We start from the raw sequence: 17585 nt of genomic DNA, 5'->3' as shown, positions 1-17585 counted from the left end.
TATCTTTGTCACGGCATGGCTGTAAGTTTTGATTTGTCTAAAGTCCATCTCCCCGTTGTTGGGGTAATACCGCAGCTAACTCAACAGTTGGCTATACATAATACCCTTATCCTCAGCACACCTCCGGGGGCCGGAAAAAGTACCGTGGTGCCCTTGGCGTTGCTCAATGAGTCGTGGCTGCGAGACAGAAAAATCGTTATGCTTGAGCCGCGCCGCCTGGCTGCAAGCAGCATCGCTCAACGCATGGCATCGCTTTTGGGCGAAAAAGCCGGCGAAACTGTCGGCTATCGGGTGCGCTTCGAAAACCAAACTTCATCTCGCACACGCATCGAGGTGGTCACCGAAGGCATCCTCACACGTATGTTGCATCAGGACAATGCGCTGGAAGATGTTGGGATGGTCATTTTCGATGAGTTTCACGAACGCCGTCTGCACACTGACATGTCCCTTGTACTTTGCCGCGAAAGCCAGCAGGTGCTCCGTCCCGATCTACGCCTGCTCATTATGTCGGCCACCTTGGACACCGCCCAGCTTACGACAATCCTGCAAGCACCTGTGGTCGAAAGCAGGGGCCGCATGTACCCTATTGATATCGTCCACACGGAAGAGCCGGACGTGCGCCAACTGCCCGAATATTGCGCCCGTATGATTGTCCGGGCGTCCAGGGAAACAGAGGGCGACATTCTTGCCTTCCTGCCGGGTGAAGGAGAAATCCGGGCTTGCGCGCAGTTACTCTATGCTCATCCCACAGAGGCAGTCGTACACACCCTCTACGGACGGATGTCCTTGGCTGACCAGCATCTGGCCATACAACCGAACCGACATGGGCAACGAAAGATTGTGCTGGCCACCTCCATAGCGGAAACGAGTCTCACCATTGAAGGCATCAGCGTGGTGGTCGACTGCGGTTATACCCGCACACAGGTGTTTGATCCTCCATCAGGACTTTCACGCCTCAAAACGGTACGCATTTCACAGGATGCGGCAGCCCAGCGCGCGGGCCGTGCCGGCCGGCTTGGTCCCGGAACCTGCTACCGCCTCTGGACCATGGCTACGACGCAGCGGATGGCGCCCTACAGAATACCGGAAATCCTAGAAGCGGACCTCACCTCGCTTCTACTCGATACCGCCCAATGGGGCATAAATGACTTAAGCCAGCTTGAATGGCTCACGCCACCTCCACCGCCGACGGTGGCGCGGGCGGCGGCATTGCTGCAAGAGCTGGGCGCTCTTGATGGTGGCAAAGTCACTCCGCATGGCAAAGCCATCCATGCGCTGCCCTGCCATCCGCGTATCGCCCATATGTTGTTGAAAAGCAAACAGCTCGGAATGTCTGCCCTTGCCACAGATACCGCAGCCTTGTTGGAAGAGCGCGATCCGCTTGGTCGAGACGCCGGAATCAATATTAACCTTCGCGTAGAGGCACTACGGAAGCATAGGAAATACGGAATGCAAGGCAAACGTTTCGATAATATCGAAAAAATCGCCCGCTCATACCGAAAGTTGCTCGATATAACCGAAGAAAACGGTCCTGTCGACCCGAATCACACCGGCCTTATGTTGGCATATGCCTATCCTGAACGCATCGCTAGGCATCGAGACGACAGGCCACGTGCTGGCGTCTTTCAACTGGCGGCTGGAAAACGGGCTGCTGTACCGGCCAATGACGACTTGGCCCATGAACCATGGCTATCCATCGCGCTGCTCGACGCCGGTGATGGCCTGGGCAGCGTATTCCTCGCCTCGGCCGTCAATCCCGCCGACTTATCCCCTTTCGTTCGCGAAACCCAGCGCACCATGTGGGACACCAAGCAGGGAGGCATCATCGCTACGCGCGACCGACGCATAGGCGCCATTGTGATCCAGTCCGAGCCACTGCAAGAACTAGATGAAGAAATAATCCGGCAAGCGATTTTCGATGTCCTCCAGACTGAAGGCGATCACATACTCAATTGGACGGCGGCTGTCGAACAATGGCAACGCCGTGTGCTAAGCCTTCGCAAATGGCGGCCCGATGAAGCGTGGCCCGATGTGTCGACGTCTACCCTTTTACGCCATCCGGACCAATGGCTGTCTCCTTACGTCCATGGCGTGCGCAAAGTCGAAGAAATGAAAAAGCTCGATTTATTTGCGATTCTCCACCACACTCTCAATTACGAACAGCAACAGGCATTGAACCGTCTAGCCCCCCCAAGCCTTATCGTACCCAGCGGTTCGACCATCAAGCTTTCGTATGCCCCCTCTGGCGAGCCACCGGTACTGGCGGTAAGGTTGCAGGAAGTGTTTGGCCTGCTGGACACTCCGCGCATAAACGACGGGCGTACTCCCATCGTACTGCACCTTCTGTCCCCTGGATTCAAACCTGTGCAGGTCACAGCCGATCTTCGCAGCTTCTGGCAAACAGCTTACTACGAAGTGCGCAAAGAGCTCAAAAGGCGATACCCTAAACATGCATGGCCAGATGACCCCTTGCACGCGCAAGCGGTGCGAGGCGCACCCAGGAAGTCGCTAACGCCATGAGCGTCGGTAATGTCCGTGATTTTTTGTAAGTTTGGCAGATTTGAACTACTGCCGTTGACCGGCGGTTAAGAACTTTGATAATCGATAATTCATGGACAACCCCTTATTGAAGCCATTTGATACTCCGTTCAATAGCGTACCTTTTGATCGGATTAAAACCGCGCATTTCAAACCTGCAATTCTCCAATTGATCGACGAGGCCAAACGTGACATTGACGCCGTTGTCGGCAATCCAGCTCCACCCGATTTTGGCAACACCATTGCCGCGATGGAGCATACCGGGAAGCGGCTTAATATAGCATCGGCCACTTTCTTCAACCTCGACGCAGCGGAAACCAACGATGACATCCAGCAACTTGCACAACAATTGTCTCCGGTATTGGCGGAATACAGTAATGACATTATGCTCAATGAGGAACTCTTTAGTCGGGTAAAGCAGGTGCATGATGCGACAAACAACAAAATGCTGACGCCAGAAGAAGCCCGCCTGTTAGACAAGACGTATAAAAGTTTTGTTCGAAACGGTGCTTTGCTATCGGCCGATGATAAGGAAAAACTGCGGGACATTGATAAGCAACTGGCTGTCCTAACCATGAAGTTTTCGCAGAATGTACTACAGGAGACCAATGCATATCACCTGCATGTGCAAGACAACGAGCAATTGGCTGGATTACCTGATTCCATTCTCGCCGCTGCCAAGGCCGATGCGGAAAAACGAAATCTTGTTGGGTGGGTATTCACCCTTCACTTCCCAAGCTTTGTGCCATTTATGAAGTATGCAGCAAACCGCAAACTGCGCAAGCAGCTTTACCTGGCATCGGCCACACGCGCAATGAAGCCGAACGAATACAATAATGAAGGTATCGTGCGTGAAATTGTCGCGCTGCGCGACCGTAGGGCTAAACTGCTTGGTTTTGGTACACATGCCGACTTTGTATTGCAGGAACGCATGGCTTCATCTCCAGCCATTGTACTGAATTTCTTGCAAGATCTCCTGCAGAAAGCCAAGCCATACGCCGAGCAAGAAATCGCCAAATTGCAGGCACTGGCAGAAAAGGACGGGATATCGCCCATCATGCCCTATGACCATGCCTATTACGCCGAAAAACTACGGGAAGCTACTTTCAACCTCGCGGAGGAAAAACTGAAGCCGTACTTCCCGTTACCACAGGTGCTCGAGGCAGCCTTTGATGCAGCAAGCAAGCTCTATGGACTCGTCTTTGAATTGCGTACCGACGTCCCCGTCTATCATCCCGAAGTAACCGTGTACGAAGTGTTGGAAAACGGACAGCACAAGGCATTGCTATATACCGATTGGCACCCACGGGAAGGTAAACGCGCAGGCGCTTGGATGACCGCCTACCGAGGGCAGTGGAAAGAGAGCGACCATCAGGTACGCCCGCATATCTCCGTCGTGTGCAACTTCGCTCGTCCAGTAGGTGACGTCCCGTCGCTTCTCACCTTCCAAGAGGTGACCACCCTCTTTCATGAGTTCGGGCACGCCCTGCACGGAATACTGGCAGACACGGTCTACGAAAGTTTGTCGGGCACCAACGTCTATTGGGACTTCGTCGAATTGCCCTCACAGTTTATGGAAAATTATTGTTACGAAAAAGAGTTTTTGCAATCTTTTGCTCGCCATTACCAGACGGGAGAATCGCTGCCTGATGATGAAATCGACAAAATTGTGGCGGCCGCTAATTTTTTGGAAGGCTATCAAACTGTCCGCCAGCTAAACTTCGGTCTCCTGGACATGGCTTACCATACGGGTAAATTTGACGGTGATACCACCATTGAACGCTTCGAGAAAGACATCATCGGTGATAGGCAACTTTATCCAGATGTGCCCGGCACTGCACAAAGTCCTTCGTTCTCCCATATTTTCGCAGGAGGCTATTCCGCAGGGTATTATTCCTACAAGTGGGCTGAGGTGCTCGATGCGGATGCCTTTGACTATTTCAAGGATACAGGCATATTTAACCCTGACACCGCAGCCAAATTCAAAGCGCTGCTCGCGAGTGGCGGCACGGTAGATCCCATGGAGCTATACATACAATTCCGGGGCCGCGAGCCAAAAACTGACGCGTTGCTTAAGCGTGCGGGGTTAAATTAGTAGCCCAGCGGTAGCATAAAAAATGGCCGGCATTTTAGCTAAAATGCCGGCCATTGAATGTTAAAATATGGATGGCTAATATCCTGGATTTTGTTCCAATGCCGGCTCTACTTTTAGCACCAACTCATGGAATGGCCACAGGTAATTATGCGGTGCGAATGAGCGGTCTTCGATATGGAGCGACTGCACCTGCCCATTTACTTCGCGGGAATGTCCCAATGCTGGCTGGTTCAACACGCGTTCAGCGATGCGCCAACGAATAATATCGTCATATCGCAGGCCTTCTCCAGCAAATTCTACCCGGCGTTCGTTGCGGATCAGGTCTATCCATTGCTGTTGTGAAAATGCGTTGTATTCCGGAAGGGTCACGTCAGCATAAGCCATGTCAAGCCCTGCCCTTTCCCTTACTTCGTTAATGCACGTTTTGGCCAAATCGTCTACATCATCCAACATAATCTTCGCTTCTGCATAGGTGAGCAACACCTCCGCATAGCGCAACAACCCATAAGTGAGGTTGCCGTTGCGAAATGCATCCGCTTCTGAAACAAACTTCCTGAACCAATAACCGGATTTACTGGCCCTTTGGTTTTGGTAATACATGGGATTACCCGGTGAATAAATATCAATCTCTTCACCATAGAAAACATCCCCGTGCCCCATGATGCTGGCTTCGTAGCGCGGGTCGCGATTCAACTTGGGATTCAGCTCGTATTCCTCGCGGGTATGCAAGGGGCAACCATCAATCGGCCTACCTTGTTCAGTCCAATATGCATCAACCAAACTCTTTAATGGCACGTTATAGGATTCCCCTCTACCTGTGCGGAAATGCGGCCCCAAATCCCTGAAGGAGTGCGTCACGTTGGTTCCCACAGATTCCAGGTTCTGGTGGATGATGAACTCTTTATTGTTTGCATGCCCTTCGTACTGGAAAAGGTCGCGATAACTGGAGTACAACGCATATTTACGGCTGTCCATGATTTCCTTGGCTAACCGTGCGGCAAGTTCCCAGCGTTCATAGTATAACGCGTAGCGCATGACCAATGCTTTAAAAGAATACCGGTTGAACATGTATTTATCGGTCGTGTACTCATCCGGCGGCAACCGGGTGGCGATGTCGTCTGACATCTGGAAGAGCTGTTCTAAAATCTCTTCCTTCGGAACTGGAGGTGATTTGGCCTCTTCGATGGTCGCTGGTGTCAATAGGAACGGAATATCGCCCCAACGGGAAACCATTTCGAAATAATGCCATACCCGCAACCCCTCCAGTATCGCTTTATACCGCTGCCGGATAGATTCATCTTCAACATATGGCACATTGATATTAGCCAAGTAAGTGTTTATCCGGCCTACATGCTTCATTTGGAGCGTATAGTAATATTCAAAAGCGCGGGTGTTACTGTTCATTGTGCCGTTAGCAATACGCAGGTGATGGTCTCCGTCTACGCGGGCATAAGCGTTATCGCTCCTGCCATCTTTCATGTAAAACAATAGCCTTCGGTTATCGCGCGGGGTAAAGTAGTCAAGGTAGGAGCTATACGTCACACGCTGCAAATCCGCCTCGGTGTTAAAGAACTCTTGAAACGTAGTAGCTGTGGGGTCGCGTTTGTCCAGAAATTTTTCGCATCCCGTAAACCCTGCCAACAGCACAGGGATCAGATATAAAATTCGTCTCTTCATTGCGTTATACTTTCGATTACAATATTGTTGCCTTAATTCCTACACTGTAGCTTGCCATGCGGGGATATGCACCATTTCCGGTAAACCGGTCGTCGCGTTCGGGTTCCAGCCCTTCCCACCTGGTGAACGTCAGCGCATCCTGCGCATTTAAGTAAAACCGGACGTTGCGGATGCTTCCACCGATATTAGGTATGGTATAACCAATCTGGATTGTTTTCACCCGGAAATAAGCCGCGTTGCTCAGCCATACATCACTCAGCACAGCATTTGAACTGTTGCCCGTCCACACCCTGGGAAAGCGGCTGTTCGGATTGTCGGGCGTCCAGCGGTTTTCCACATACTCTTGCCGTGGTGTGCCCAAACTATTGTTGGTACCATCCATCAGCACCGGGTAGCCCTCCATGCCGCGGAGCCGTTGCGTGCGTTTGCCAACCCCCTGGCCAAGCATGCTGAAATCCCAACGTTTGTAGCGCAAGTCCAGCGTAACTGAATAATTCATATGCGGGAATGGATCGCCGAGGTCCACCCGGTCGAGCTCATTGATAATGCCGTCGCCATTTCGATCTACATAGCGGATATCCCCAGGAAGCGTGTTCGGTAGCTTAGCTGCGGTAGCGTCAACTTCTTCCTGCGTTTGGAAATACCCGTTGCTTTGATAGCCATAGTAATTGTCGATTGCGATGCCCCGATACCAGATTTTGTCCGCATTGTCTTTAAAAACAAGCGAATCGCCTGTCGAATAACCTGCTTTGAGTACCCGGTTTTGATTGTCAAACAGCATCCCGCCTACGGCATAGGTTAAGTCGCCCACCCGGTCACTCCAACGGGCGGCAATTTCCCATCCCTTGTTTTCAACTTCACCAATATTGACGGATGATTCCAAAACATTTGCACCAGTCAGCGGAGGTACCGGAAAACTCTCATAAATTAAATCGTATGAATGTTTTCTGTAAACCTCTGCGGTTAAATTGAGCCTGCTTGCCAAGGCGGTGATGTCCATTCCCACGTTCCACTGTTTTTGCTTTTCCCAGCTGAACTGCGGGTTCGGAACGCGCATTACCCATCCCCAGTTGTTAACCACTTCCTGCCACAGGTAAGGGGCCACGTCTTCGTTACCGATCAATCCGTAAGAGAAGCGGAATTTCAAGTTGTTAATGGCACCGCTCTCCCGCAAGCCAGCCATGAAGCGCTCATTGTGTGCGTTCCACGCCAGCGCGGCCGACGGGAAAAGTCCCCACCGGTGTCCGGGAGCAAACTTGCTGCTTCCATCGGAACGGGCTGTTACTTCCAGGAGATACCGCTCATCAAACGCATAATTCAACTTACCAAAAAACGAAGCCTTGTTGATCTCCCTGTAGTCGGTAAAATTATAGGTCATTACTTCCGTTCCTGCAATCAGGTACAGCTTATCCTTGTTTTTCCGGAGCGATTGCTCATAATTGATATTAGCCCGTGCCGTAAGCTGGCTCTCGCTGATACCCTGGTCAGCACCCACGCTATTCGTCCAGATCTCTGTGGGTTTGCCATCGCCATCATAAAAGCGGAATGTCTCACGTTTTTGCTTCCATGCTGATTTATTGATCATGTATGATACGTTGCCGTCAAGCGAAAAATTTGGAGAGATGAAGTAACGCGGGCGCAAGTTAATGGTGCTTCGATCGTGCACGTTATTGCGTATCCCGCCATGAAGAATGGAAGCAATGGGATTGAGGTTGTTATGCAAGATGTAATGATTTTCCCGGTCGCTGTCGTAAAAAATCTGCTGTGTCGGATTCATCTTCCATGCATTTTCATATAAACCGTTCCCGTTCGTGTTGGCCATTAACCGATCCACCTGTAACCGATGAGCGTAAAAGTCGGCCAATAAAACAAACTTATCCGCCATGTTAATGTTCGTATTGAACCGGGCGCTGAATTTTTCTGCTCCTTCTCCATGGTTCAACCCGTTATCAGTTAAATACCCGAGCATCAGGTTAAACGCGCCTACTCCGCCACCGCCTGAAATGCTGGCTGTTGTATTGTGTGAGTGTGCCCTGCGCTGCATGACCGCGTCAAGCCAGTCTACTGATGGCAACTCACCGCTTGCGGCCTTTGCAATATCCCCGTCCGAGAACAGGAGCGACTGTCCTTGCATTCCCCGCGCCTCGTTGTTGAGCCGCATGTAGTCAGCAGCACCCACAAAATTAGGCTGATCAATCGGGTCGCTCAAGGCTGTCCATGAATGCAAATCCACCTTGAATTGCCCTGTCTGCCCGCGTTTTGTTTCGATGATTATTACCCCGTTCGCACCGCGAGAACCATAAAGCGAGGCCGAAGCGGCGTCCTTCAAAACACTGATGCTTTTAATCTGATTAGGATCAATGTCGGTGAGCGATTGTTCCATACCGTCTACAATAACCAACGGTGCTTGGCTCTGCAGGGTACTAATACCGCGGATGGAGATGGTCCCCGGCACACTGCCGGGCAGGTTGTTCCCTTGCATCATCGTGACCCCGGGCAGCGTACCGCTGAATGCTTCTTCCAGTTTAAAGATCGGCCGGTTGACTACCCTATCCATATCAATTTCTGCCACCGACGAAGCGAGGTGACGCCGCTCAATGGTGCTATATCCGGTTACGACCACTTCTTCCAAGCCCGTGGTTTCTTGTTGCAATATAACATCAATCGTTGTTCGATTCTGTGTGTTTACTTCGACTGTCTGGAATCCCATCAAGCTGAAAATCAATGTAGATTCTTCGTTGATGATAATCTGGTAATTTCCCTTGCTATCAGTAATGGCACCCACCGTAGACCCTTTTACTAAGACGTTCGCCGAGGCGAGTGGGGTACCGTCTTCATCCCTAACCGTCCCCTGTATTGTCCGTTGCCGTCTCTCTTCCCTTGCTTTTATTGTAATTTGATTCCCCGTGATGACATAATCCAAATTTTCCTTAGTTAGCAGCTGTTTCAATAGCCGGTGAAGATCTTCATTACGCGCCGATACGTTTACGGTTTTGTGTTTTACCAATTTATCCTGATAAAAGAAGATATAGTCACTTTGTTGTTCTATCTCCCTAAACACGTCGGTAAGGCTGCCGTCTTTGATATTAATGGTAATATGCTGCGAATAGGTATCAGCATAAACAGAAACCATGCACACACATAAAAGAAAAGCGACAGTTTTGAACATTAGAACTGTTTTTTTGAAAAAACCATAGCCCTCGCCGCCAAAGAATGATAGCGATTGCCAGGCATAGAGATAATTCATATCTTTGTTAATCGTTATAAGTTATACATCAATTAATTAACGTGAGACGGGTGGATGTGCCAGCATCTGCCCGTTACTAATTATTGGCTGATTAGTTTGATTTTTGCTGTATAATTATCCTCCTTTCCTCTTGGTTGATATCATAGGCTTGCTGATCGTAGATAATGGCTAAAAGCCTAACGAGCGGCTGGGTTAAATCAAGCCTGCCAGAAAAAGTCTCATTTTCTCTAACAACTTCATTAACCGCCACGATTTCAGTGTTATATATTCGTTCCAGGCGAATGAGTAGCTCGGCTAAAGGCGTGCTTTTCAAAATCAATTGCCGCTGGGTCCATGAAATATGGCTTTGAACATCGTCTTTCCGAATCTCCAAACGACTTGCATTTTTTTGCAAGACGGCGGTACTCCCGGGTTCTAATACCAAGTTCTTGAACTGTTGCTTTCCCACACCCTGCAGCTCAATCTTACCACTTACTAAGACCGTAGAGGTAAATGCATCGTCGCGATATGAACTTACGTTAAACGCGGTACCTAAAACTTTTATCAGCATGTCGGCCGTATGTACAAGAAAGGGTTTATTGAAGTCATGGACAACGTCAAAATACCCTTCGCCCTCAAGATAAATTTCTCGTTTATTCGTGTCGAACTGCTGCGGAAAGGTCAATTGTGAGCCAGCATTAAGCCACGCCTTAGAGCCGTCGGGTAGTACAACCTCCGTACGCTTGCCGTAAGGCACTGTAAGCGTGTTGAAACTATCAGTCGTCCCTCTGCCGCCATAACGGACTGAAAGCAATGATAGATCAATCACGGCTGTATCGTTAAGGATGAAAATCCGTTCGCCGCTTCCTTTCAGCTTAATAGCGCTAGTATCCAAAAGCAGGTTTTGGTTACTTAATGCGGCATGGGCTATTGGCGCTTGCGTGGTCCCGGGCGATAGCCAAAACCACAAAGAAACCGTAAACACACTGGCAATGCTTGCGGCTGCGGCTAGCCTCAACCTGCGTATATTCTTATTCCGCTGCTGGTTTATTTTACTAATGTTTGACTTTATCTGTGCCCATAATTGCTCACGGTCTTCCAGACTAGGCCCACTATTTGGTTGGCTATTCAAGATGTTCAATATGGACGCGGCCATTCTCTTTATGGGGCCATCAGGTTCCTTGTCAAGGTTTTGGCGAGGGTCACCATCTCCCCCTAAAATATCTTCGACGTTGCGGTTCATTCAACTTGGAGCATTACTTCTTTTATACAGAGAGAAGAAAATACAATTTATAGACACCTTTTTGAAAAAAAGGTGATCGTTACCTGTAATGCTTTTCATTTCTAGGGTCGCCTAAATGTGATGAAAAGCACGTTAGACATAGGAATGTAGGCTAACTTTTTGCGCAGTTCTTTAACGGCACGGTATACCAGTGTACGGCATGACGCCACCGAAACTCCCATAACGTCTGCGACATCGTCATAGCCCAATTCGCAAGTAAAACGCAAGTAAAGGGATTCTTGTTGCCTGCTGGAAAGCCGGCTCACTTCTGTAACAACACGTTGTAACAATTCGGCCTCCTCCTCATTGCGGATGGCCTTGTGTTCAATATCCCATTCGATCAGGAATGGAATGCCTTCTTCAAATGCAGCGTATAGTTCGGCCTGCCGTTGGTTATTCTTAATAGCTAAAGCTATTTTCCGCCGCAACGAACTGAAAAGATAAGCCGTCGGGTTGGCAGTGACGTCCAATCGGGGTCGGTACCTGTAGATATCAATAAATAAATCGTGAACCAGGTCTTTAATTAGCTCGGTATCTCGACTATAACGGCAGCCGAAAGCAAATAAACGCTCAACATAACGATCATACAAGGCGCCAAAAGCATGTTCCTTTCCGATAACAAAGTCTTTCCAGCAGCTATCTTCAGTTAATATTGCCATTCAATGCACTACTGCTCACAAAATCCATGGTTGCAAATATCCATAACGATTTGTTATGATAATGTTAATATTAAAATTAAGACAGGTGGCCTCTATTACAACCCCACGTAACTCAATCGTCATACCACGCCCTTCAAAAATAACTATTTCTAAGAAGGGTTCAAACTTTCGGCCATGTAATCTATCCGTGCTTGCTTATAGCAAGCTCCTTGGTTATAGGCATGAGTTCCGACCAATGACACGCATTTTTGCAAAAGTTGATGCAACACAAACTACTTGTGGGTATTTTCCTATTTTTGCGGTTGCTGAAATTGATGTGTAATACGCCGCTGGAAGCGGCGCACAGAACTAAACAAATATTGAAATGAGTGAACGGGCAAAAAAGATCTTTCTAGCCATATGTATTATCATCCCCTTTATTGTCTACTGTTATGTATACTACAGCCAGATGCTCCGGAACGCCCCGTACCGGTTTTCCGATTTTGAATCGATCGTCATCAAGTATGGCGAAGGAAGCGACTTGACTAACCAATTTGACTCAAAAACCGGAGTCTTTCAATACTTAAACAAGAACGACTCATTGGTCATTGATACTGTTCGGCTTCGGAAGGATGACCTGCACCACCTGCATGGAAAAGCTGCCCAGTTAGGTTTCTGGAACTTGCCCGAAGACATGACGGGGCCGGCAGTCGCAGACGGAGCCTCTTCCCGCCGGACCACCCCCCGTTTCTATCTTCAATACAACTATAAGGACAAAAGAAAGGAAGTGACCTTCGACCCCAATTTTGCCGGCAACCCCAAGATGCTGGAGACAGCAAGATCGGTCATCGACGAAGTGATGCGGGTCATCAACGACGCGCGCGACCGTTAGTCAGATGCCGCGTTTGCATCCGTCGCAATGACCGGTACGCGCAGGCTCCGGACATCGTCCGACGCTGGTGCTTCAAACACTTCCAGCTCAAAGTATTTGATTGCTGCCAATAAGTGGTCAAAAATATCGGACATGATATCTTCATAAATGGCCCAACGGGTGTCGGAGGTAAACATATACAGTTCAATAGGAAGCCCATGTTCCGTGGGCTGCAATTGACGCACAAGCATGGTCATATCCTTGCGTATCTTGGGGTGGTGCTGCGCATAACGATTGATGTATTGCCTGAATAGCCCTACATTGGTCATGTTCCGACCGTTAACCGGCATTGACCGATCGGCCTTGGTTGCTTCATTGTAAGCATCGATTTCCAATTGCCGCTCCTCGATATAAGGCAGCAGCAATTGGACTTTTTTCAGACGTGCAATCTCGTCTACGGTAAGGTACCTGATAGACGATATCTTAATGCTGATTGCCCGCTTGATACGCCTCCCCCCGGAGTTCTGCATACCGCGCCAATTCTTAAATGAGTCGGATATCAGGTAATACGTTGGGATGGTCGTGATCGTTTTATCCCAATTCTGCACTTTCACCGTATTCAGATTGATCTCGATGACATCGCCGTCTGCTCCGTGCTTGGGCATCTCTATCCAGTCACCTACACGGATCATGTCGTTGGTTGAAACCTGAATACTCGCGACAAAGCCCAAAATTGTATCTTTGAAGACCAGCATCAGGATGGCTGATGCTGCACCCAAGGCTCCTAAAAATGCCCATGGGGACTTGCCGGTAACCATCGAAAACACCACTATACCTGCAATAAAAAACATAAAGATATTGGCAACCTGCAGGTAACTGTCCAGCGGCTTGTCGTGAAAGCCACGCTTGGTCCGCAGGTGGTCACGGACCGATTTGAACAATGCCCGGAAAAGCATGGTCCAGCCGAAAACAAGCAAAATGTCAATAAATTTCCGTACAGGGCCAATCCAATCGGGGAAACCGAAAAAAATAACCGGAACAAAGTTTATGGAGATAATGAGCGGAATGAGCCGTGCAAAATGGACCAGCACGTTGTTGCGTACCAGGTAATCATCAAATTTTGTGGTCGATCTGCGTGCCGCCGCAGTCAGAAAATTCAACAGCACTTTACGGACGACGAAATCGACAACTACTAAAACAAAGAGCAGCACTCCCAAAAGGATGAACAGATTGATCAAATTTGCCTGCGCCTCGGGCACCCCCCATTCAATAAGTTTGCGGTAGGTCCATTCGTATACAAAGTTCGAAGATGTAGCAATTGTACGTATTTCCATAAGCGGTCGACGAAAAATAAGCGGGTTGTAACCTAACCAAGAATAAGAAGCCTCAAAGTTAAGGATTCCCCATGGAATTCAAAACGTGAACCCACAGGCCGATCATCAAACACGACTTAGATCATTGGGTTCCAAGCGCCAAAAAACATTATTAAATCAGGCAAAAAATACTTAATTTCGCATGCGCAATAAGCTTATCCTACTATACGCTTATTGCGCTTATTGATTCAAGAACTGGAAACGTAATAATGGCTGAAGAAACAGAAAACGACAACAATCTCGTACCGGCAAACGACCGGATCATCCCCATCAATATCGAAGACCAAATGAAATCGGCATACATTGATTACTCAATGTCTGTCATTGTTTCCCGAGCCCTGCCCGATGTTAGGGATGGACTGAAACCCGTACATCGCCGGGTGCTTTTCGGTATGTTGGATCTGGGCGTTACCAGTGGCAAACCCTATAAGAAATCGGCTCGTATTGTGGGCGACGTGCTTGGTAAATACCACCCGCATGGCGATTCTTCAGTATATGACACGATGGTGCGTATGGCCCAAGAATGGAGCCTGCGGTACCCACTGGTAGACGGTCAGGGAAACTACGGATCCATAGACGGCGATCCTCCAGCGGCCATGCGTTATACCGAAGCGAGGCTGAAAAAAATTGCAGAGGAGCTTTTGTCCGACATCAATAAGGACACAATCGACTACCAACTTAACTTCGATGACACCACCGAAGAGCCCACGGTGTTGCCTACGCGAATACCTAACCTCCTGGTCAACGGTGCGTCGGGCATTGCAGTGGGTATGGCCACGAATATGGCGCCGCACAACCTTTCCGAGGTCATCGACGGCATTATAGCATATATCGACAACCGTGACATCGAGATTGCGGAGTTAATGCAGCACATTAAGGGACCGGATTTCCCTACGGGCGCCATTATCTATGGATACGCCGGTGTACAGGAAGCGTTCCATACCGGCCGCGGCCGCATCGTTATGCGCGCGAAAGCCGAAATTGAAACCACAAAAAGCGGTCGGGAGCAGATCATCGTCACCGAGATACCTTATCAGGTAAATAAATCAGACATGATCAAACGTACAGCCGACCTGGTCAACGAAAAAAAGATAGAAGGGATATCCGAAATACGGGACGAGTCTGATAGGCGTGGTATGCGCATTGTATACGACATCAAGCGGGACGCCAATGCCTCCATCGTGTTGAATAATTTGTACAAGCACACTGCCTTACAAACCTCATTCAGTGTAAATAATATAGCCTTGGTGCACGGGCGGCCTATGCTGCTCAACCTCAAGGACATGATTTATCATTTTGTCGAACACCGACACGAGGTGGTGATACGCCGAACCAAGTTCGAATTAGCTGAAGCGGAGAAACGGGCGCATATCCTGGAAGGTTTGCTCATTGCACTCGACCATTTGGATGAAGTGATCCAACTCATCCGCGCCTCAGCAACGCCCGAAGATGCGAGGGTAGGATTGATCGAGAAATTCGGTCTTTCGGATATCCAAGCTCGGGCGATTCTCGACATGACCCTACGCCGCCTTACCGGACTAGAGCGCGACAAAATCAAAGAGGAATACGCCGAGTTGATGAAGACCATCGACTACTTGAAATCCGTGCTTGAAGATGAAGGCTTGCGAATGAGCATAATAAAAGACGAACTACTGGAGGTCAAGGATAAATTCGGTGACGAACGGCGCTCTTCCATTGTGCATTCAGCAGAAGATATGCGCATGGAGGATTTCATAGAAGATGAAGAAATAGTCATCACCATTTCGCATGAAAGTTATGTGAAACGCACACCGCTCAGCGAGTACCGCCGACAAAGCCGGGGTGGAAAAGGCTCCCTGGGCACCAATACCCGTGAGGAAGACTTTACAGAGCACATCATCACTGCGTCCGCTCACAACTATATGCTGTTTTTCACCGAGACAGGGCGCTGCTTCTGGCTAAGGGCCTTCGAAATTCCCGAGGGAAGTCGTACATCCCGAGGCAGAGCCATCCAAAATATTATCAATATCCCCAAAGAAGAGAAAATCAAAGCATATATAAAGGTGAAAAACCTCAAGGATCAAGAATACCTTGAGAATAATTTCATCATCATGTGCACAAAACGGGGCACAATTAAGAAAACGTCGCTGGAAGCCTATTCACGTCCGCGTGCCAATGGCATAAATGCTATCAACATCAACGAAGGCGACCAACTGTTGGAAGCTTGCCTCACGGATGGCAGCAGCGAAATTCTCATGGCCTTGAAGTCAGGACGGGCCATACGCTTCAACGAATCTACCGTGCGGCCAATGGGCCGTACAGCAACCGGCGTACGCGGTGTCACACTAGCCGGACCGGACGATGAGGTAGTTGGCATGATTAGTGTTAATAACCCAGAGGTTACCGTGTTAGTCGTCTCGGAAAAAGGGTACGGAAAACGTACTGATATTGAAGACTACCGGGTAACTAACCGCGGAGGAAAAGGTGTTAAGACCATCAACGTTACGGACAAAACCGGCGATTTGGTGGCGATCAAAGATGTAACCAACAACGACGACTTAATGATCATTAACAAATCGGGTATCGTTATCCGGATTGCGGTCAGCGAGTTACGAGTGATGGGGAGAGCCACTCAAGGCGTAAGGCTCATTAGCCTGAAAGGCGACGATGAAATCGCATCAGTGACCAAAGTAGAGCACGAGGATGATGTCATAAATGAAGAAAATCAAGGAAGTAATGAAAATACCGATGAAAACGATACAACGGATGAATCGACACAATCGGACAATTAACTTAGGAAGCGCATTATTGCTTGCTGCGCTATTGGCAGTCATTACATTGCCGGCTGTTGCCCAATCCAACTTAAAGGAAGGCAACAACAATTTTGCGATGTACACCAAGACCAAAGATTTCAAACATTTGGAGGCCGCCCGAAAGTTTGCTGACGAGGCGTATAAGACCAAGCGCGATTCGACCAGCTTTCGGAACAACCTGCTGCGCGGGTTGGTGTACAGTACATTGGCAGTAGTAGATTCCAACCGCACGCAAAAGTATCCTGCCGATCCCATTGACATTGCTTCGGCATCGCTCCGGAAGCTGGTAAACAATAAGCAGCTGAGCTATGAACATGGCCCCGAAGTCAACTACATCAAACGGTCACTGGCAAATGCATATCTTATCAAAGCCAATCGTGCGGTTGCAAAGGCCAACTACGAAGAGGCCTTCAATCAATACCGCCAGGTAGACTCCATCAGTGGCTCGGCCATTGACGTCAAACACAACCTCGCCGTATTGAGCACCAAAATTGGAGGAGAAGACGACGCTATAAAGCGCTATCAAGCGTTTACGCGCCAACGGGAAACTTCTTCGCCTGTTTATATACTGGAGTTAGCCGAACTCTACCGAAAAAAACACGACAAACCGGCAATGTTGAACACCTTACTCACTGGAAGGGAGCAATTTCCCGATAATAAGGAAATTTTATTTGCGCTGATAAACCTCTACGTGGCGGATGAGGCGTATGCTGCTATAGTACCGCTGGTCGATGAGGCCATTGCACATGAGCCTGAAAATGTTAATCTGAACTACATCGCCGGTTTTGCCAACGAAATGGAAGGCAACACAGCTAACGCTAAAAGATATTATGAAAAAGTGATTAGCCTGGATGCAAACAATTTCGAAGGCAATCTGCAACTGGGACTGCTTTATCTTAAAGAATACATTGATAACCCGGCGGACGAAGACAAAGAAAACAAAGCGCAGGAATATTTGTTAAAAGCAAACCAAATAAGGCCCTCCGAGGTCAGCGCGTTGAAATCCCTTGCGGTATTGTACGATCAATCGGGAGATATTATCCAGTTGGAACGAGTAAATAACATATTAAATCAACTCACAGTAAACTAAGAT

10 protein-coding genes are annotated in these 17585 nt (G+C 48.9%); 5 read left to right on the top strand and 5 right to left on the bottom strand.

Annotated features, from left to right (window positions below; translation table 11 throughout):
• Positions 1–15: 15 nt before the first annotated feature.
• Positions 16–2520: an ATP-dependent helicase HrpB gene (gene hrpB / locus ACFOET_RS07120; protein WP_379021354.1), complete on the top strand. Its 2505-nt coding sequence runs from the start codon at positions 16–18 to the stop codon at positions 2518–2520.
• Between the two features lie 91 nt (positions 2521–2611).
• Complete coding sequence (locus tag ACFOET_RS07115; RefSeq protein ID WP_379021018.1) at positions 2612–4633, top strand: M3 family metallopeptidase; 2022 nt, start codon at positions 2612–2614, stop codon at positions 4631–4633.
• Positions 4634–4708: 75 nt separating this feature from the next.
• Here ACFOET_RS07115 and ACFOET_RS07110 read toward each other — a convergent pair whose 3' ends face one another.
• The 4 genes from ACFOET_RS07110 to ACFOET_RS07095 all read right to left on the bottom strand — a co-directional run bounded on the left by ACFOET_RS07110 (position 4709) and on the right by ACFOET_RS07095 (position 11477).
• Positions 4709–6310: a RagB/SusD family nutrient uptake outer membrane protein gene (locus ACFOET_RS07110; protein ID WP_379021016.1), complete on the bottom strand. Its 1602-nt coding sequence runs from the start codon at positions 6308–6310 to the stop codon at positions 4709–4711.
• Positions 6311–6326: 16 nt separating this feature from the next.
• Positions 6327–9557 carry a SusC/RagA family TonB-linked outer membrane protein gene (locus ACFOET_RS07105; RefSeq protein WP_379021015.1) on the bottom strand — a complete coding sequence of 1077 codons (3231 nt, stop codon included), beginning with the start codon at positions 9555–9557 and terminating at the stop codon, positions 6327–6329.
• Positions 9558–9648: 91 nt separating this feature from the next.
• On the bottom strand, positions 9649–10779 hold the full coding sequence (locus ACFOET_RS07100; RefSeq protein WP_379021013.1) for a FecR family protein: 1131 nt from the start codon (positions 10777–10779) through the stop codon (positions 9649–9651).
• Between the two features lie 101 nt (positions 10780–10880).
• Positions 10881–11477 (bottom strand): RNA polymerase sigma factor, encoded by a 597-nt coding sequence (locus ACFOET_RS07095; protein ID WP_379021011.1) that lies wholly within the window; start codon positions 11475–11477, stop codon positions 10881–10883.
• A 364-nt stretch (positions 11478–11841) separates the two neighbouring features.
• On the opposite strand from ACFOET_RS07095, the gene ACFOET_RS07090 reads away from it, so the two are divergent.
• Positions 11842–12348, top strand: coding sequence for a hypothetical protein (locus ACFOET_RS07090; RefSeq protein WP_379021010.1), 507 nt, complete (start codon positions 11842–11844; stop codon positions 12346–12348).
• Here the strand turns inward: ACFOET_RS07090 and ACFOET_RS07085 are convergent.
• On the bottom strand, positions 12345–13661 hold the full coding sequence (locus ACFOET_RS07085) for a mechanosensitive ion channel family protein (protein ID WP_379021008.1): 1317 nt from the start codon (positions 13659–13661) through the stop codon (positions 12345–12347). The two genes, ACFOET_RS07090 and ACFOET_RS07085, sit on opposite strands and share 4 nt — an antisense overlap.
• 248 nt (positions 13662–13909) lie before the next feature.
• Here ACFOET_RS07085 and gyrA point away from each other — a divergent pair, with 248 nt between their 5' ends.
• Complete coding sequence (gyrA, locus tag ACFOET_RS07080) at positions 13910–16471, top strand: DNA gyrase subunit A (RefSeq protein ID WP_379021006.1); 2562 nt, start codon at positions 13910–13912, stop codon at positions 16469–16471.
• The gene (locus tag ACFOET_RS07075; protein WP_379021004.1) at positions 16446–17582 is read left to right on the top strand and encodes a tetratricopeptide repeat protein; all 1137 of its coding nucleotides are present in this window, start codon (positions 16446–16448) and stop codon (positions 17580–17582) included. Before gyrA ends, ACFOET_RS07075 begins: the two co-directional genes overlap by 26 nt.
• Positions 17583–17585: the final 3 nt, after the last annotated feature.

Source organism: Parapedobacter deserti (assembly GCF_042646065.1).
GTDB lineage: Bacteria > Bacteroidota > Bacteroidia > Sphingobacteriales > Sphingobacteriaceae > Parapedobacter > Parapedobacter deserti.
The sequence above is the reverse complement of the archived record's forward strand: the minus strand, read 5'-3'. Positions and strand labels throughout refer to the sequence as shown.